Origin of the sequence: Actinomyces sp. Marseille-P3109 (assembly GCF_900323545.1) — a bacterium.
In the GTDB taxonomy this organism is placed as follows: Bacteria; Actinomycetota; Actinomycetes; order Actinomycetales; family Actinomycetaceae; genus Actinomyces.
The window spans coordinates 2,373,563-2,391,181 of the sequence record NZ_OOHN01000008.1 but is presented as its reverse complement, the minus strand read 5'-3'; the positions used below and the strand labels follow the sequence as shown (position 1 = coordinate 2,391,181).

15 protein-coding genes and 1 tRNA gene are annotated in these 17,619 nt (G+C 68.9%); 9 read left to right on the top strand and 7 right to left on the bottom strand.

The window, feature by feature from the left end; translation table 11 throughout:
* The first annotated feature begins 314 nt into the window (after positions 1 to 314).
* The 3 genes from BQ8008_RS10370 to BQ8008_RS10360 are packed head-to-tail and all read left to right on the top strand — an operon-like array spanning position 315 to position 2,717.
* A complete protein-coding gene (locus tag BQ8008_RS10370; RefSeq protein ID WP_108833926.1) occupies positions 315 to 1,205 on the top strand; it encodes a DMT family transporter in 891 nt (296 codons plus the stop codon).
* Complete coding sequence (locus tag BQ8008_RS10365; RefSeq protein ID WP_108833925.1) at positions 1,195 to 1,617, top strand: NUDIX hydrolase; 423 nt, start codon at positions 1,195 to 1,197, stop codon at positions 1,615 to 1,617. Before BQ8008_RS10370 ends, BQ8008_RS10365 begins: the two co-directional genes overlap by 11 nt.
* A complete protein-coding gene (locus tag BQ8008_RS10360; RefSeq protein WP_108833924.1) occupies positions 1,611 to 2,717 on the top strand; it encodes an HAD family hydrolase in 1,107 nt (368 codons plus the stop codon). Before BQ8008_RS10365 ends, BQ8008_RS10360 begins: the two co-directional genes overlap by 7 nt.
* Before the next feature lie 106 nt (positions 2,718 to 2,823).
* On the opposite strand, the gene BQ8008_RS10355 is transcribed toward BQ8008_RS10360, so the two are convergent.
* From BQ8008_RS10355 to BQ8008_RS10340, 4 genes are all read right to left on the bottom strand, one after another.
* Positions 2,824 to 4,839: a variant leucine-rich repeat-containing protein gene (locus BQ8008_RS10355; protein WP_108833923.1), complete on the bottom strand. Its 2,016-nt coding sequence runs from the start codon at positions 4,837 to 4,839 to the stop codon at positions 2,824 to 2,826.
* A 107-nt stretch (positions 4,840 to 4,946) separates the two neighbouring features.
* Positions 4,947 to 5,585, bottom strand: coding sequence for a uracil phosphoribosyltransferase (upp, locus tag BQ8008_RS10350; protein ID WP_108833922.1), 639 nt, complete (start codon positions 5,583 to 5,585; stop codon positions 4,947 to 4,949).
* A 97-nt stretch (positions 5,586 to 5,682) separates the two neighbouring features.
* Positions 5,683 to 6,582, bottom strand: coding sequence for a response regulator transcription factor (locus BQ8008_RS10345; RefSeq protein WP_108833921.1), 900 nt, complete (start codon positions 6,580 to 6,582; stop codon positions 5,683 to 5,685).
* A 147-nt stretch (positions 6,583 to 6,729) separates the two neighbouring features.
* Positions 6,730 to 8,205, bottom strand: a complete 1,476-nt coding sequence (locus BQ8008_RS10340) for a sensor histidine kinase (RefSeq protein ID WP_108833920.1) — start codon at positions 8,203 to 8,205, stop codon at positions 6,730 to 6,732.
* Positions 8,206 to 8,401: 196 nt separating this feature from the next.
* Here BQ8008_RS10340 and BQ8008_RS10335 point away from each other — a divergent pair, with 196 nt between their 5' ends.
* The 4 genes from BQ8008_RS10335 to BQ8008_RS10320 all read left to right on the top strand — a co-directional run bounded on the left by BQ8008_RS10335 (position 8,402) and on the right by BQ8008_RS10320 (position 12,348).
* A complete protein-coding gene (locus tag BQ8008_RS10335; RefSeq protein ID WP_108834901.1) occupies positions 8,402 to 8,947 on the top strand; it encodes a hypothetical protein in 546 nt (181 codons plus the stop codon).
* Positions 8,944 to 9,867, top strand: coding sequence for an ABC transporter ATP-binding protein (locus BQ8008_RS10330; RefSeq protein ID WP_442778223.1), 924 nt, complete (start codon positions 8,944 to 8,946; stop codon positions 9,865 to 9,867). Before BQ8008_RS10335 ends, BQ8008_RS10330 begins: the two co-directional genes overlap by 4 nt.
* A complete protein-coding gene (locus BQ8008_RS10325; protein ID WP_108833919.1) occupies positions 9,864 to 11,222 on the top strand; it encodes an FtsX-like permease family protein in 1,359 nt (452 codons plus the stop codon). Before BQ8008_RS10330 ends, BQ8008_RS10325 begins: the two co-directional genes overlap by 4 nt.
* A gap of 262 nt (positions 11,223 to 11,484) precedes the next feature.
* Positions 11,485 to 12,348: an aldo/keto reductase gene (locus BQ8008_RS10320; RefSeq protein WP_108833918.1), complete on the top strand. Its 864-nt coding sequence runs from the start codon at positions 11,485 to 11,487 to the stop codon at positions 12,346 to 12,348.
* Between the two features lie 157 nt (positions 12,349 to 12,505).
* On the opposite strand, the gene betT is transcribed toward BQ8008_RS10320, so the two are convergent.
* On the bottom strand, positions 12,506 to 14,722 hold the full coding sequence (betT, locus tag BQ8008_RS10315) for a choline BCCT transporter BetT (RefSeq protein WP_108833917.1): 2,217 nt from the start codon (positions 14,720 to 14,722) through the stop codon (positions 12,506 to 12,508).
* Positions 14,723 to 15,065: 343 nt separating this feature from the next.
* On the opposite strand from betT, the gene BQ8008_RS10310 reads away from it, so the two are divergent.
* Together BQ8008_RS10310 and BQ8008_RS13365 are read left to right on the top strand one after the other, a co-directional pair.
* Positions 15,066 to 15,623: a nucleoside deaminase gene (locus tag BQ8008_RS10310; RefSeq protein ID WP_199907976.1), complete on the top strand. Its 558-nt coding sequence runs from the start codon at positions 15,066 to 15,068 to the stop codon at positions 15,621 to 15,623.
* Positions 15,624 to 15,702: 79 nt separating this feature from the next.
* Positions 15,703 to 15,791 (top strand) — tRNA-Ser (locus BQ8008_RS13365).
* Between the two features lie 180 nt (positions 15,792 to 15,971).
* Here the strand turns inward: BQ8008_RS13365 and BQ8008_RS10305 are convergent.
* Together BQ8008_RS10305 and BQ8008_RS10300 are read right to left on the bottom strand one after the other, a co-directional pair.
* Complete coding sequence (locus BQ8008_RS10305) at positions 15,972 to 17,159, bottom strand: helicase-related protein (RefSeq protein ID WP_234415351.1); 1,188 nt, start codon at positions 17,157 to 17,159, stop codon at positions 15,972 to 15,974.
* Between the two features lie 90 nt (positions 17,160 to 17,249).
* Entirely contained in the window at positions 17,250 to 17,618 is a 369-nt protein-coding gene (locus BQ8008_RS10300; protein WP_108833916.1) for a hypothetical protein, read from the bottom strand.
* Between the last annotated feature and the right edge of the window lies 1 nt (position 17,619).

Here is a 17,619-nt window from a genome sequence, read left to right as displayed (position 1 = left end):
ATATGTGCTATTCGTTGCGTTGCAAGCTTCTTCACGAAGGAAATAGTCACATTGAAGCGAAATCAATAATTGTGAGACAAGTGGCTCTTCGTATTTGAGGGTGTGTCGTTGGCGCCTATGCTCCCCATGGCGGCGGTCAGGATGTCCAGAAGAGGGGCCGGCGCGGACGTGATGGCACGAGAGCTTCCACCCAGCGCCAAGTATTTCAGGCGTCAGGGAATCATTCGCTACTCGTACTCGAGCCTGGGGTGCAAGGATGACTCCTGGGTCGATGCTACCGAGGCCTTCTGCCGCGACCTGGAAGGACTGATCAGATGCCGGAAATACTAGATAACCGATACGCTCAGGGCGCGGTGGTGGTGCTCGGCGGGGTCCTGCTCATGTCCTTCGATGCAGCCCTCATCCGTGCTGTAGATCAGCCGGCCGGGGTGTTGTCGTTGTGGCGCGGCGTGCTGATATGCGCTGCCATGGTGCTGGCGGCAGGAGTCTGCCACGTTGCTGGAGTAAAGCAACGCTGGGACAACGAGTGGGCTGCTTGGGGTAACGGACTGATGTTCGGGATGGCATCGGTGGCGTTCGTGTACTCCATCGAGAGCACTTCCGTCGCTAACACGCTTTTTATCATGGCGACCATGCCGGTATGGTCGGCAGTTCTGGGACGAGTGTTTCTCCGGGCCAGCATCGACCGGCCGACGGTCCTGGCGATCCTGGCGTCGCTGGCCGGTATGACGGTCATCTTCGCTTCACAGCTGTCCAGCGCCGCAGGTCGGGGGGAACTGCTGGCCCTGCTGGCTGCCGTGTCGATGAGCGGTGGTTTCGTATGCTCCTCCAGACGCCGCTCCAGCCCCTTCCTCACCACTGCCGTCGGCGGGGCGCTGTGCGCAATCGCCGCTGCCGCCCTTCTGCATGGGGTCGAGGCTCCTGACGAGTCATCCTCGTGGCTGCCTCTGGTAGCCGAGGGCTTCGTGGTCATGCCGGTCGGTCTGGTCTGCTTATCGGTTGGGCCGAAGTTCCTGCCCGTGCACCATGTGGCGATCTTCGTGTTGGCGGAGACGGTGCTGGGCCCGGTGTGGGTGTGGCTGTTCTTCCGTGAGAATCCCGGGGCGGCCTCACTCGTAGGTGGGTCGGTGGTCATCGGGGCGATCATCGGCCTCAATATGCACTACATTCGCCGCTCAAGGAGGGAGGGAGCGGGTGCGACGTGATAAGCGTGACATGGGGGAGAGTTCGCCAATTGTCAAGTGTGCTGCGGTCGTTCTCCGCGGGAATAGCGTGTTGCTTGTCCGCAAGCGTGGTACGACCGACCTCATTTCTCCTGGAGGCAAGCTGGAGAGGGGGGAGTCGCATGTCGCCTGCCTCGGCCGTGAGCTTGATGAGGAGCTCGGGGTCTCGTTGGTGTCGGCCACCTACTTTGGTGCCTACGATGACGTCTCCATCTTCGACCGGAGCAGGATGATCACCCTATTCGTCTACATGTGCGATATTGTGGGCGACCCGGTCCCTCGCTCTGAGATCGAGGCCGTAGAGTGGGTCCCCGTGACCTGCTCGCCAGGTGATGGGTCCACCTTTCAGAGCAGGGTGATTCCTGATATTGCAAGGATGCGTGGTCAATGCTGAGCGGCCCGGTGGGCGTGGTGACAGACCTGGACGGGACCGTCGTCTTCGGCGGAGTCGCCGATCCACGGCTGGCCCCCTTTCTCAGGCGGGCCGCGGGATGTGAGGACATTTCGGTCATCGTGGCGACCTCGCGTGCGCCCCGAGGAATGGTCGAGGTACTGGGGGACGCCGTGACCTGCCTGGAAGGATCGGTCTGCCTCAACGGGGCTCTCTTGTGCCTAGGAGACAAGGAGAGGCGCTACCCCATGAGTGCGGATCACGTTCGCGCCGTCGTGGACGCCGCCTTCCGCGCGGGCATGCCCCTCTACGTGGACCAGGGCCACTCTTTCACCGCACTGGCAGGGCATGATCCTCTCGCAGAGCCGTCGTCACGGGCGGTGTCTGCAGCGGTCTCAGATGTCGCTGCGTCTCCAGGGGCAGCGGCAGAGAAGGAGACCCGGCGAAGGGGCGGCCAAGACTCCGAGACGGCACCGGGCCTCTGGGACGGCCTGGAGCACATGCGGGACTACCCGGATGGCAAGTGGTACACCGACCCGGCGCAGGTGCCGACTGAGGACGTGCTCAAGGTGACGGTCGTCAGCAGGAGGTACCAGGGCCGTGCGGGGCAGGACATCATCAGGCAGAGGATTGCCGATCCGCTACAGGGAGCGTCGGGTACGAGGGCTGCTGGCGCGCAGGAGACGGGCGGCCCAGAGCCCGCGGACACTCTCCAGGACTTGCTGGGACTGCGCCTCGACGGCGTCGTCGCTTACCCGCATGAGGACGGCGTGGTCGACGTCTGCGCGGCAGGGGTGGACAAGAGCGTCTGCATGAGGCTGCCGACCGGCGAGGAGGAGCTGGCCGCCTCGGGATGGGCGGATACCTCAGGAAGGACGGCCGTCATGGGGCAGACGCCGGGCCTTCGCCACCGGCCCGTCTCCACGTGGGTCGCGGTAGGCAACGACGCCAACGAGGTGGCGATGATCCGCGCGGCAGACATCGGTGTCATCGTCGGGGACGGCCTGGAAGAGGTCAGGGCGAGGAGGCGGACGGTCCGCGTCCCCTCGCGCCCCGGTGCGGTGGTGTCCATTCTGGAGCAGCTGCTTGAGCTGCACCACTAACGTCACCAACTGGCGGGTTCTGGTGGTGGATGCACTACCAGAACCGACCGTACCCGTACGCGTGAGATGTCCCCGTTCGGCCGGGAATGCGCCCGGCCATGTTGCCTCAGGATTCGGGCTTGAAGCCGATGACCTTCCCGTCGTCCTTGTCGTAGCCGATGACGAGGTCGGGTGTCGCGATGATGAGCGAGTCCCCGCTCTTCCAATCGATCCCGCTGAAGGCGATCTCCCGGCCGGTCTTGACGTTCATGAGCATCTGTATCGAGTTGACGTCCCCGCGGTTCCACGTGGTCAGCTTGACGACGCCGCCGTTCCGAGAATCCGTCGCACCGGACGCGCACGTGGGAGAGTCCGAGTCATAGGAGGAACCGCCGCTGTCCTTGGGTTGAGGGACGCTGATGGACTTGCCCTTCTTCGGGCTGAGCTTGGTGATGCATCCTTTTTTGTCAGCTGTTGCTGTCAGCTTGGCCTCGCTGTAGTCCTGGTCCTTGAAATAGGTGCGGTACTCCTCGGCGGTAAGGAGTTCCTCCTCGCTCAGGACAACCCTCTCTCCCGCTGCGAAGGTCACAGTGTAGCTGCTCTGCTTCTTGCCCTTGAAGTCGTACATCGTTGCCTCGTACTGAGTTTTCAGTGACGAGTCCGAATCCGAGTCGGAATCCTCGTCCTTCTCGAAGGTCCCCCAGCCGTCCTTGAAGGAGATGCTCATGAGGTCGGGGTCGGCCTTGGAGTCTCCGCCCAGAATGAGCGTCTCCCCGCTGTCGATGTTGATGATGACGTTGTACAGCCAGGTGTAGCGCTGGTTTCCCCTGGTGAGGATGGATTGGTTGTTATAGAAGGTGGAGGAGGACATCTCTCCCGCCCCAGGGATCTCACGCGTCCACTTCTGCTGCTTCTGGGAGTCCCAGGCGGTGCACTTGTCACTCGCCTTGCAGGAGATGGCGATGTCGTCGGCGATGATCGCCGACTTCTCATCGCCCCAGGGGGCTGACGAGGTGTCGCCGGACTGAAGGTCGATGAGCGTGGACTTGTAGACGAGTGTGTTGTCACCCCAGCTCTGAAAACTGGGGGCGGGGCCATAGGGGGAGCTCAGGTCCTCGTCGTCGAGGGTGGTCTGCCATGCCTCCTTCATATTGTTTCCCAACGCGGTGTAGCCGGTCAGAGTGCCGTCGGACCTGTCGAGCGTGAGGAAATGATGGCCGGCCACGTAGGGCTCCTTGTTGGCTGCGACATCGACGCTCCATGCCTTGTCCGCGCCGTTGACCCAGGCCTCCGATGGGGTCACGAACGGAGAGGACGAGGAGACGTCGCTCCGCCACAGGAAGTACCAGGCGGTCACGCCGCCTCCGGTCAGGAGCAGGGCAATCGGCAGAACAATCGCGAGCACCGTGAGGCCCCGCCTCCTCCGAGGCTGGGCCGGTGGCGCGTACATCGGTGCGCCATACGCTGGTGCGGCGAACTGGCCCTGACTCTGGCCCTGTGCCTGCCCCGGCAGCACGCCGATCCGTACCCCGGGCGGCATCGCGGGCTGCTGATCCACGTGCTGGGCGGCCGACTGCATCGACGGAGCCGAGTAGTGCCGGGAGGGTGGCGGCAGGGCGATGGGCTGCGCCACCTGAGACGGGTCCTGCAGGAGCGGGCTCTGCTGGGGCTGGGCGACCGCCCCATATCCGTACCCCTGAGGCGCGGCCCCCTGGGTCGAGGCCCCCTGCGGTACCGCCCCGGGCGTCGTCGGCTGGACGCTGCCATAGCCTTGGGATGTCTGCCCGTAGCCGGAGCCGGCGGAGGCCGCCTGCTGCGATTGGGGCCCCACCGCCATCGTCGGCGCCATCGGGGCGATCTGGCCGGGGGCCTGCGGCTGTCCCGGCTGCGCGGGCGGCGCGACCCCGGCGGACTGGGGCGCGCCCCGCCCGGCCTGGCGCGCCAGCACCTCCTGGACGACGACGTCGTCGGACCGCTCCAGCATCGCGCGGACCTGGGGCGGGATCGACGGGTTGGTCGCCAGGATCGAGTGCAGGTCGGGACGGGTGGCGGCGATCCGCTCAAGGTCCTGCGGCGAGGCGAACCTGCTGAGTGCCGTCGTCGCGTCGTAGTCCGCGGAAGAAGGTGAGTGCCCCGTCGTCATGGCTCCCGAGCCTAACGGACTTTACGGCGGCATACCGCGGAGTCAGGCCATCAGCACCCGACTCGTTGTTGTTCGAGGGGCAGGCAGTGTATCGGTCAGCTGAGGATTCAGTCGACGATGCCGTAGAGGCGGTCCCCGGCGTCGCCGAGCCCGGGCACGATGTAGGCGTGCTCGTTGAGCCGCTCATCGACCCCGGCGGTCACCACCGTGACGTTCGCGCGCTCCCCGACGGCCTCCTCGAGCGTCCTGACGCCCTCGGGAGCGGCGATGAGGCACAGCGCGGTGACGTCGCGCGCCCCGCGCTCAAGCAGGTAGTCGATGGCGGCCACGAGGGTGTGGCCGGTGGCGAGCATGGGGTCGACGACGAAGCACTGCCTGCCCGAGAGGTCGTCGGGCAGACGGTTGGCGTAGGTCTCCACCTCCAGGGTGTCCTCATCGCGCTTCATCCCCAGGAAGCCGACCTCGGCGGTGGGCAGCAGGCGCGTCATGCCCTCCAACATTCCCAGGCCCGCGCGCAGGATCGGCACCACGATCGGTCGTGGATCGGCCAGACGGCGGCACTGCGCCACCGCCACGGGGGTGCGGATCTCCACCTCCTCGGTGCGCACCTCGCGGGTGGCCTCGTAGGCGAGCAGGGTGACGAGCTCGTCCACCAGCTGGCGGAAGACCGCCGACGGCGTCCTCTCGTCTCGCAGCACGGAGAGCTTGTGATCGATGAGGGGATGATCGGCAACGTGGAGGCGCATGGGGACAGCCTAATCCTACAGTCGAGCCCACACCGCTCCGACGCCGCGCCGGCCTCGTCCTCGCTCACGGCGTGACCACTGCGCCGTGTGGTCAGTTTCAGGCCCGGGCATGCAACCAGGCCAGGACGGCCCGTACACGCCGGTTCTCCTCGCCCGGCTGCAGGTCCAGCCCCCGGAAGATGTTCGCCACATGCTTGGCCACCGCCCCGTCGGAGAGCACCAGCCGCTCGGCGATCTGCGCGTTCGACAGCCCTTGCGCCATGAGCTCGAGTACTTCCTGCTCGCGCCGTGTCAGCCGGTCCAGTCCCGCTCCGCCCGGCGCCGCGCTCGCGATCCCGCCCGGCGGTGTCGGCGGCGATCCCACCCGGACAGGCACCGGCACCCAAGGGCCGGGTGGTGTGGCGGCCGCACTCATCGGCGCACCGGACGCCGCTCCTGGCGTCTGCTCCGTCATTGCTCCCGCGACTCCTGCAGCCTGACCGGTCCAGGTAGCGGGGGCCGCCTCGTGCCCGGTGGCGGCGGCGCGGGCGGCCTTCATGAGGTGGGAGACCACTTCGGGGTCGATGACCACTCCGCCGCCCACGACGACGTCGAGCGAGTGCAGGAAGTCCGCCACCCGCCCCACGCGTTCCTTGAGCAGGTAGCCCACAGCGCCACCGCCGCCGCCGGTCGGGGATGTCGGGGACTCGGTCTCCTCCAGCAGATCCTGCACGTAGGGCCCGGCCACGTAGGCGCTCAGCACCACCACCGGCAGCCCCGGATGGGCCCGGCGCAGGTCGATGGCTGCGCGCAGCCCGTCATCCGTGCCGGTCGGCGGCATCCGCACGTCGGTGACGACGACGTCGGGCAGCTGCCCGGCAGCGGCCAGACGCTCGACCTCGGTGCGCAGGGCGTCGGCGTCGGCCACTTGTGCCACGACCTCGTGGCCGGCGGTGGTCAGCAGCCCTGCCAGTCCTTCACGTAGAAGGGTGGCGTCATCGGCGAGCATGATCCTCATGGGGACATCCTGCCCCAGTCGACCGGGTGGGTGTGGGTTGTGGACACCGGGATCTCTCCCAGGACGCCGGTGCCGCCGGGATCACCGCGGCGGCCGGATCCGTCATGGCCGCCAGGTCTGCAGACCTTGTGAAGGCTGGTGACGTGCTCACGCAGGAGCCGACACCGCTGCCGGCGTCAGCGCTTGCGGCCGGGCCTGTCGGCCCTGGGAGACGCCCGCCGGACCGGCCTCTTGAGCGGCGGGCGCCTGGTCGCCCCCGTGACCGCTGGGTCGCCCGTCCGGCCGATCCTGCTGATCGCCCGCCCGGCCATCCTCCGGGCCGTCCGCGCCCCAAGGCGGCGTCAGCGGGGCCGTGATCATCAGCCGTGTCCCACCGCCGACGGGGGAGTCGACCTCCAACTGCCCACCGATGGACTCCACCCGCTGCACCATGCCCCGCAGGCCGGTGGCATTCTCGCGCTCGGGGTCGGCCCCGCCGCGCCCGTTGTCGGTCACGAGGGCGCTCAGCCCGCTGTCCGTGCAGTGCAGTGTCACCGTTGCACGCTCGGCTTGAGCGTGCTTGGCGGCGTTCGTGACTGCCTCGGACACCGCGAAGTAGACGACCGTCGCCACAGGCTGCGAGATCTGGGCCAGGTCGTCCTCCTCGGCATTGACGACGACACTGGTCGGCAGCGGGGCCCGACCCGCCAGATCCTTCAGAGCCGGTGCCAGGCCGCGTTCGGACAGGACTGCCGGGCGGATGCCGCGCACCGTCTCACGCAGGTCCCGTAGGGCCGCCTCAGCGCGGTCCTGCGCCGTGTCTATCCCCTTCAGCAGGGTGGTACGGGACGTGGCGTTGGCACCGTCGTCGGGCAGGGACTCGGCGGCCAGGCGCAGCCCGCCCAGGCTCATGGTGAGGGCGACGAGGTCCTGCTGGGCGCCGTCGTGCAGGTCCCGCTCAATGCGGGTGCGCTCGGCCTCGAAGGCATCCATGAGGGTGGCGCGGCTGGCCGTGAGGTGGCCGACCTCGGCGGTCAGCTGCTCCAGGCGCTGCTTCTTGCGCTCGCCCGACAGCGCCTCCACCAGCAGCAGCCGCAGTGCCCCGAAACCCAGGAGCGCCCCGGCGGCGAGGCCCAGGCCGAGCAACCCGGCCGGCACCAGCAGCCAGGCCTGCTGCGGGCCGGTGACCGTCATCTCCGGACCGAACAGACGAACTGTGAAGGTGTCCTCCGGGGAGGCCAGGAACGGCGCCAGGATACTGCTGACCGCCGCGGTACCGAGGAATCCGCCGACGAGGAATGATGCCGTGGTCAGGGCCAGGCCCCCCAGGCACAGGGGCAGGTCCTGCCGCCAGAACTCCGCGTGGGCGGGACGCGCCAGCAGCCACGGAGTCTTGCGCTCACCCTCCTTGCGGCCAGAGGGGGCATCCGCACCCAATCTGCGCGCAATGATGCGCTCCAACGCCGCCCCCAGGGGGACCGACAGGTGGAACATCAAGGTGGCTGGGAGGAGGAATAAGACCTTCGGCATCCACAGCACGGCGTGCAGGAGCTCCCACCCGATGATGCGGGGCCACAGGCTACGCCGGCTGTACCAGGCGGGGCGGTGATCGGTAGGCGGGACGCTGGTGGGCATCGAGGTCATGTCGACGACGCTAACGGGATGACGTTTGGGGTGCACTCGTGCTGGCTCCCGTGTGGGGGCTGTACAGGGCGGCAAGGTGGTGCTGGCACCCCGGAGGTAGTGCTCACGCGACCAGGGGTGAGGTAGGGCTAGCCGGATACGAAGACGGGGGTGAGCACCAGTGCGATGGCGGCCCGTGGAGAGTGAACTGGTGCACATGAGCCTCGACCCGTTCCTTCCACGCCATGCAGCCGCTGCCTGCGACACCTCCGGCCCCACCTCCTCAGGACCGGCCCGCACGCCCACCCGCGTCCAGGACTCCGCCGGAACCGAGGTGCTCGGGCCGGGAACCGACGAGCCGGTGCTGCCGGCGGACTCCGATGAGGTACGTGTCCACGAACGACATCGGGGCTATACGCGCTGGTACGTGGCGGTGGGCGCCGAAGCCGTGGCGCTGGCGCTGCTGATTGTCGTCGTCGGGCAACAGCTGACGCCGGTCCTGGGAGCCACCGCGCCAGACGGTATAGCGGAGAGCTTGGCGCACGACCTGGGGCCGGGTGCGCGCGAGCTGCTCGCCAGGATGAGCGGCGCCGAGGTGCGGGCCTGGCTGCCGTCGGTCCTGGCCGCACTGTTCACCATTATGGGACCCTGGCTGAGGAGGTCGGCTGTGCGATGGGGGCTGGGCTCCCTAGCGGGAAGCCGAACGGTATCCGTCCTCACCTGGCTCGTCGTTACGGTCGCAGGGATGTGGGGGCTGTCATGATCCGTCGCCAGGGGCACCCCACCGCAGACGGCGCCGAGCCGGGCGCCTTTTGCGGAGCCCAACAGAAATTCGGCCCGGCTACGCGAGAAATGCCGGTCTCGGCACCTCCGATGACGCCGCCGACGCGGGTGCCGCCGGCCATTGAGGTAGCCGGACTCACCCGCGTCTTCCCCGTCGAAGGCCGCCGCAACGCCGACGTCACCGCGCTTGACGGCGTCAACCTCGTCCTGCCCGTCGGCAGCTTCACCGCCCTGGTCGGTGCCTCCGGCTGCGGCAAGTCAACTCTCCTGCAGTGCATCGCCGGGCTCGACGCCCCCACCGCCGGCATCGTCCAGCTCCTCGGCACCCGGACGAGCTCGCTGCGCCCCCGGCCTGCTGCCCGCTTCCGGGCCCGGCACGTCGGCTTCGTCTTCCAGGACGACAACCTCGTCACCTCCCTGTCCGCGCGCGACAACGTCGCCCTGCCCGGTCGCCTACGCCGTAGACCCCTGAGCCGCAGTGCCGTCGACGAGGCCCTTGAGCGTGTGGGTCTGAGCGACCAGTCCCGCCATCTGCCTCACCAGATGAGCGGTGGCGAGCGGCAGCGCGTCGCCATTGCCCGCGTCCTGGCCTCCCGCCCCGATATCGTCTTCGCCGATGAGCCCACGGCCGCCCTCGACGTCGCAGCCGCCGCGACCGTCCTCGACTGGCTCGCCGAGCTCGCCGGAGGCCCCGGTGCTGTGCCTGGCGCCGTGCCCGCAGCTCCTGCCCCGAAGTCGGCCACCGTCCTCATGGTGACGCACGACGCCGCAGCCGCCGCCCGGGCCCAGCACGTCCTCGTCATGGATGCCGGTCGTCTCGTCGCCGCCCTACCCGGAGGTGACCCCGCCGCCGTCTCCGACGCCGTCCTGTCCGCCCGCGGTGCCGGAGGCTCCCGATGATCCGCCTGCTCCTGTCCGACCTGCGCCACCACGCCGGCTCCTGGGCGTGGACCGCCGTCGTCGCCGTCGTCGCGGCGGCCTCCATCGCCGGTCAGTTCAGGGTCGTCCACGGAATCAAGGCCTCCGCCAAGACCCTCGGCGGTGTTGATATGGAGAGCGTCAATGTGCTTACCGGAATCATCATCGGCACGGTGGTCATCTCAGCCATGACCGTCTTGTCCTCCACCAGCAACCTGGCGGTCTCCCAGCGAGAGCGCGACCACGGGCTGTGGAAGGCCCTGGGCATGAGCCCGACCAGGGTCCGCCTGATCATCCAGGGCCAGCTCCTCGTCCTGGGGCTGCTCGCCTCCCTCGCCGCGGTGCCGCTGAGCCTGCCGATCGGCCGGTTCATGATGCACCGGCTCGTCTCCGACGGCATCTCCCTGCCCGGCGCCGTACCCCAGTGGGATCCCGCCGACCTCATCTGGACCGCGATCATCAGCGCCGGCACCCTCGTCATGGGAGGTCGGGGCGCCGCCAAACGGGCCTCGCGCACCCCGGAGGCCCTGCTGCTGCGCGGGACCGGCGGGCAGCGAACGCAGCGGGACAAGGGCCGTGCCTCCCGGGGCGTCCTGCGACTGTTCTGGGCCGTCCTGGCCGCATCCGGGTGGGTCACGGCGCTCCTCACCATCCGCAACGGGGCGAATCAGGAGAACATCTTCATGGCGATCTTCAACGGCGCCCTGAGCGGGCTGATCCTCGTGTGCATCCTGTGCAGCTGGCTCAGTCCGGTGCTGGAGCGTCTGCTCGCCGCCCTGATCCCGAGTCCCGGCGTCGCCTGGCACGTCGCCGGACGCACCTGCGCCCTGGAGACGCGCCGCTCGGCGGCCACCGTCCTGCCCTTCGTGGTGACGATCGGGCTGGTCGCCATCGCCTTCGGTCCGGCGTCGGTTTCTCCCGACGTGAGCGTCGGGGCATTCTCCTCCGTGTTCGGGCTGCCCTTCCTCGTGTCCTGGACCGGGGGTGTGGCCGTCATCGCCATGAGCGCGGGCCGACGTCGTCGTGACGCCGCCCTCCTGCGTGCCGCCGGCGCCATGGAGCACGACGTCCTGGCCATCGAGGTCCTTGAGGGATTTCTCCACGCCGCCGCTGCGACCGTCCTCGGCCTGCTCGTCACCCTGGCCACGGCCGTCCTCCTGTCCGAGGCTCTGCACCGGTCCCTGGCCAGCATTCTGACGGACTTCCCCTGGACGACGCTGGGCCTCGTGTGCGCGGCGACCCTGGCGACCACCTGCCTGGCCGTCGTCGTCTCGGCTCGAGCCGGAGCGCTCGCGGGCGAGCAGAGCCTGGGGCAGGTCCTGCGTGCCCGCGACTGATGCGCCGACCTGTCTGTGCGGAACGTCCCCGTCAACAGACGGGGCAGCACCGAGCCGGGCATTTCTCGCGTAGCCCGACAGAAATTCCGTAGGGCTACGCGAGAAATGCCCGGCTCGGCGCCGTTGGTCCCGTCGACGCACCGGCCCGGCTCGGCGCCGTTGATCCCGTCGACGCACCGGTTGGGCCGGGCGCGAAAGGGGCTGACGCCGTACCCTCCGACGGGACTAGGTTGCCTGCACCGAGCGCATCGAAGGAGAACTCATGGCCACTGACTCCGCCCCCACCATCACTCTCAACAACGGCGTCGACATCCCCCAGATCGGCTACGGCGTCTTCCAGACCCCGCCGGATGAGACTGAGCGGGCCGTGCTCGAGGCCTTCGAGGTGGGCTACCGCCACGTCGACACCGCCCAGGCCTACCGCAACGAGGAGGGTGTGGGCGCCGCCGTCGCCGCCTCTGGGCTGCCCCGCGAGAATGTCTTCCTGACCACCAAGGTGTGGATCTCCAACGCCGGGGACGAGCGTGCCGCCCGCTCCATCGATGGCTCCCTGCGCCGCCTGGGCACCGACTACATCGACCTGCTTCTGGTCCACCAGCCCTTCGGCGACTACTACGGCACCTACCGCGCCATGGAGAAGGCCCTGGACGCCGGCAAGGTCCGCGCCATCGGCGTCTCCAACTTCTTCCCCGACCGGTTCGTGGACCTGGCGCAGCACGTCGAGGTGCCCCCGGCCGTCAACCAGATGGAGACCCACGTCTTCAACGAGCAGGCCGACAACCGCATCTGGTACGCCAAGTACGGCACCGCCCTGGAGTCATGGGGGCCGCTGGCCCAGGGCCGCAACAACATCTTCACCCACCCGGTGCTCACCGCCGCCGGCGAGAAGTACGGCAAGTCCGCCGCCCAGGTGGCCCTGCGCTACCTCATCCAGCTCGACGTCATCGTCATCCCCAAGACGGTCCACCGCGAGCGCATGGTCACCAACCTCGATGTCACCGACTTCCAGCTCGACGACGCCGACATGCGGGCCATCGCCGCCCTCGACGAGGGGCGGGGCGTCGTCGACCACTACGACCCCGAGCTCCAGGAGCGCCTCTCCGCCTACACGATCGAGGAGGACTGACCCTCCCGGCCTTCTCCGACTGCTCCCGGCCACTGGCGGGGACGTTCCGCGCGGCCGGGTGCAACTGAAACCGGGCGGGGACATTCGACGCCGTCGGGGACAGGAATTCTGTCCCCGCCCGCGTGGAACGTCCCGTTGGCGTGCGGGCAGGTGCGGGTCAGAGCCGGCGTGAGAACCGGGACTCGGTCTTCTCGGAGGTGCCCACGTACTCCAGCCAGCGCTCGTAGTGGTCGAGCACGTCATGGGCCACCTGGTCGGAGTTCCAGTCGACGACGTCGTAGCCCTGGCCGCCGCTGTGCGGGCGCACCTCGAGGCGCACCGTGAGGTCGTCGGCCTCGTGGACGGCGAACCCGTAGGCGGGCACGGGCGTGACCACCATGCGCACCACGTAGCGGAAGGAGTCGATGGAGCTGGACTGCTCCTCCCCGACCTCGCTGGCCGGCTCGGAGGAGACGACCAGGCTGGCCCGCCCCAGGAAGGTGCGCTCGTCGTCGGGGTCCTGCGCCTCGGGCCCCTCAACGAAGACCTCGGCGGAGACGTTCTCCTTGCGCAGCTCGGTGGCCACGGCCTCCAGGGCCGGCACGATGCGCCGCTCCATGGCGTGGCCGGCCTCGTCGGGCGAGACGGAGTTGAGGGTGTGGGCCAGGCGCTCGCGCCACGGCGTCTGCTCCAGACCGGCCGCCGAGCCGTTGAAGCCCAGGGCGCGGTTGCGGTTGGCGATGGACAGGGCCTGGTTGTAGGTGTCCTCGGTGCTCAGGGACCGCCACAGCGTGTACATGATGAGGATGAGCACCCCGGAGAAGGGCAGCGCCATGACGATCGTGGCCTGCTGGAGGATGGGGATGCCGCCGGCCACGAGCATCGCGATGGTGAGGATGCCGGTCAGGGTGGCCCAGAAGATCCGCAGCCAGGCGGTGGCGTCCTGGCGCGCCGAGCGGATACGGCTGGAGAGATTGGCCATGACCAGGGCCCCGGAGTCGGCGCTGGTGACGTAGAAGAGGATGCCGATGAACAGGGCCAGGGCGATGAGGATCTTCTGCCCCGGCAGGTGCTCCAGCATCCAGTACAGGCCCTGCTCGGGCTGGTTGAGGGTGATGTCGCGGAACTCGCCGTTGCCGCGGATGACCAGGTCGAGGGCGTGGTTGCCGAAAATGGCCACCCACATGAGGATGTAGCAGAAGGGCAGCAGGAGGCTGCCGAGCACGAACTGGCGGATGGTGCGGCCGCGCGAGATACGGGCCAGGAACATGCCCACGAAGGCCGCCCAGGCGATCCACCAGGCCCAGAAGAACAGGGTCCAGGCGTTGAGCCACTCATCGGGCCGGTTGTAGGCGTAGGTCTCCAGCGTCAGCAGCGGGAAGCGGGTGAAGAAGTCGCCGATGGAGCCCACGAGCGCGTCGATGAGGAAGGCGGCGTTTCCGGTGATGAGCACCCACAGGGCCAGGCCGATGGCCAGCAGCACGTTGATGGTGGACAGGACGCGCACGCCGCGGTCGACGCCGGAGACGGCTGAGACGGTCGCCATGATGACGGCCAGGGCGGTCAGCCCGATCTGGGTGGGGAAGCCCTGCGGCAGCCCGAACAGGATGTTGAGGGCCACATTGAGCTGGACGACGCCGACCCCCAGCGAGGCCGCGATGCCGAAGACCCCGCCGACGAGTGCCGCGGCGTCGACGACGTCGCCGATGATGCCCTCGGTGTGCCGGCCCAGCAGCGGACGCAGGGTGGAGCGCAGCGTGAGCGTGTCACGGCGTCGGTAGGCGAAATAGGCCATGGACAGGCCCACCAGTGCGTACAGGCCCCAGCCTGAGATGCCGTAGTGGAACAGGGACAGGACGATCGCGTCGCGGGCGGCCTGGACGGTCTGACCGTCCCCGGTGGGCGGGTGCATGTACTGGTCGACCGGTTCGGCGACGGCGAAGAACAGGATCTCGGTGCCGATACCGGCCGCGAAGAGCATGGCCGTCCAGGAGAAGGTGGAGAAGTCCGGTGTCGAGTTGTCCGGCCCCAGGCGCACCCGACCGAAGCGGGAGAAGGCCAGCGCCAGGATGAAGACGAGCGCGGCGGTGATGAGGAGGATGTAGAAGGACCCGAACCAGCGGCTCGTCCAGGTCACGGCCGTGCCGAAGGCGTCGTTGACCACCTGGGGGGCGAAGATCGCGGCCAGGGCGACGACGGTGATGATGGCGGCTGAGACGAAGAAGACCACCGGGTTGAGAGGCTGCTTGCCGGGCGGGTCGTCGGGCTGAACGCCGGACTGGGACTCGGGCTGAGCCTCGAGCGGTGGAGTGTGCTCAGAGGGATGGGGGGCGCGGTCTGAGGGCTCGTCCTTTGTGGACTCGCTCTGCTCGCTCGTTTCGGGGGACCGGCTCACCGACCTGCTCCGTTCTTCATGGGGACTCGTTGGAGTACTGGGCTTGGGGACGCGAGGGGAAGCCACCAAGACACCGGGGACAAGATATAGGGGGTGCCGGCGGGTCAGGTACCGGCCCGGGTCCGGGCGCCTCGTGTGGAGCCTATAACGGAGACGATGTGTCCGTTATGTATTCCGCCCGACACTGGTCGGCGGCGTCAGGGCTGTGAGGGGCAGTTCTCGGCGCGTGAGGTCCGATCGCAATCGGTGAGCTGAGGTGGCACGGATCGAGCGGAGTCGGGCGAGAGCGGGGTGAGAACGGTTGCTCCGTCGTTCCCCCTCCTGGTCTGTCATCCTTGGGGCTGTGACGCCTTCACCTTCCGCGCAGCCGCCGGTCCCTCCCGCCCCGGCCGACGTCGGTGCGGGCCGGGGCGCTGCAGGCGCTGCCGGCGTCGTGGGCCGAGCAGCCGACCGTGTCCTGGACGCCGCGATGGCCCGGGCCCTGGAACTGGCCCGCTCGGCGGGTGAGGCGGGGGAGGTGCCGGTGGGCGCCGTCGTCCTCTCGCCGCAGGGAGCCGTCCTGGCCGAGGCCGCCAACGCCCGCCAGGCCGAGCACGACCCGACGGCGCACGCCGAGATCCGCGCCCTGCGCGCAGCCGGCGCGGCCCTGGGCGACTCCCACCTGGACGACTGCACCCTCGTAGTCACCCTCGAGCCGTGCACCATGTGCGCCGGCGCCATCGTCCTGGCCCGGGTGGCCCGACTGATCCTGGGGGCCTGGGAGCCGAGAACCGGCGCCTGCGGCTCGGTGCGCGACGTCGTGCGCGACGCCCGCGCCAACCACCAGGTCGAGGTGCGCGCCGGCCTGCGCGCCCAGGAGTCCCAGGACCTCCTGACCGCCTTCTTCGCCGACCGCCGCTGAGGGCCGACGTCGGTCGTGACTGATACCGCAGAATGCCGCGTTGGGGCGCGGGCCGCCGTCCGTGTACCCTCATGAGCGAGGTAGCGTGTCCGAGCGGCCGAAGGTGCAGATCTCGAAAGTCTGTGTGGTTCATAGCCACCCTGGGTTCGAATCCCAGCGCTACCGCCACCACGGGAGGGCCCGCCGAGCAGCCACGAGCTGTCCGGCGGGCCCTGACCGTCTCTCGTCACGCGGAGAGCCGTCCAGTGCAACGCCGTGAAACGGGCTGCAACGTCAGATGCGGCAGGACCTGCACACCTGCCACGCGCGCTGAAAGCGCTTGGTCCCTCATGTGTCCGATGTCGGGATCTACCCTTGACCCATGAGTCGCCGTCCCCACGAATCCCGCACCCCGGCCGCCCGCGAGACCCCGACGGTGACCAGCCCGCTCATGGACCGGGCCACGTCCAGGCGCGGCTCGCGCGCCAGCGTGGAGTCCACCACCACCCGGATCCCGGGAACCGTCAGCGAGGACTCGGCCACATTCGTGGACACCACGACGCGCCGCCGCCCCGCCGGGCTCGGGGTCAGGGCCGTGTCCTGCGCGCTCGCGGGCAGGCGGCCGTGCAGCGGAAGGACGTCCACGTTCCCGGGCGCGCCGGCGCGCAGGCGAGCGACAACGTCGTCGACCTCGCGGGCCCCGGGCAGGAAGACCAGCACATCACCGTCCTGCTCGGCCAGGGCCTGCTCCACGGTGGCGGCGACGTGAGCGAGGAACTCGCGCGGCACCCCGCGCGGCCCCAGACGACCGGTCCGTCCCGGCGGCGCCCACACCTTCTCCAGGGGGTGGAGGCGGCCGGGAACCTTCACCAGCGGCGCCCGGCCCCGGCCTGCATCGTTCGTGCCGCCCGAACCCTCCAGCGTGCCGCCCAGGATGTCGCGCAGGCGATCGGCGTCGAGCGTGGCGGACATGGCCACGAGCGTGAGGTCCTCGCGCAGGGCGGCGCGTGCGTCCGTCAGGAACGCTAGGAGCAGGTCGCTCTCCAGGGATCGCTCGTGGACCTCGTCGAGGATGACGGCGTCGACGCCGACCAGTTCCGGGTCGCGTTGGAGGCGACGCAGGAGGAGTCCAGCGGTGACGATCTCGATCCGGGTGTCCGGGCCGGTGCGCCGTTCCCCGCGCACCGCGTAACCGACGGTGCCGCCGACTTCCTCGCCCAGCAGGCCGGCTAGGCGGCGGGCGGCAGCACGGGCGGCAATGCGCCGCGGCTGGGTGACGACGACGCGGCCGGGCCGTCGTCCCGGGGTGTCGCCGTCCGGCGCCCCGGCGCCCGGGGCCGAGGTAAGAGCGCCGGCGAGGACGTCGGCCAGGAGCGGCGGTACGAGCGTCGTCTTGCCGGTGCCGGGCGGTGCGGTAAGCACCAGGCAGGCGCCGACGCCGTCGGACCCAGTGAGACCCAGGGAGAGGCGCTCGCGCAGCTCGGGCAGCACCTCGACCACCGGCAGGTGAGGGGGAGAGGCGAGCAGTGCTCTGATGGGGTCGGTCGGTCGAGTCATACCGACATTTTCTTCACAGGATGCGCGGAGCCGCGTCATCTGTGAAGAAAATGTCGGTGAGTGAGAAAAAGGTTCTCGTGGGGGCGCAAGTTACTGCACGCCCAGGAGGATCCCCTGGGACTGCAAGACCTGGGCGAGTTTGGCGACGTACTCTTCGTGCGTCTTCAAGGACTTGTGCATGCCCATCGCCCCGCCGATGAAGGCAGAGTCCGTCGAGGAGAGGTAGCGCACCAGGGTCTCGCCCCGAGGACCGGTCCCGAACTGAAGGTTCTGCGAAAGATAGAAGGTATCGCCCATGAGCGCGCCGAAGGCGATGGACATGCCCTTCTTGCCGCGGGAGATTTGGATGGTGTCTCCGGAGAAGGGGGAGACGGTCCAGCCTTCACTGGTGAAGACGTTCAAGACCGCCACCCGGGCCTGATCCAGCGGTGCATTAACGACGAAGGTTCGTTCAGCCATG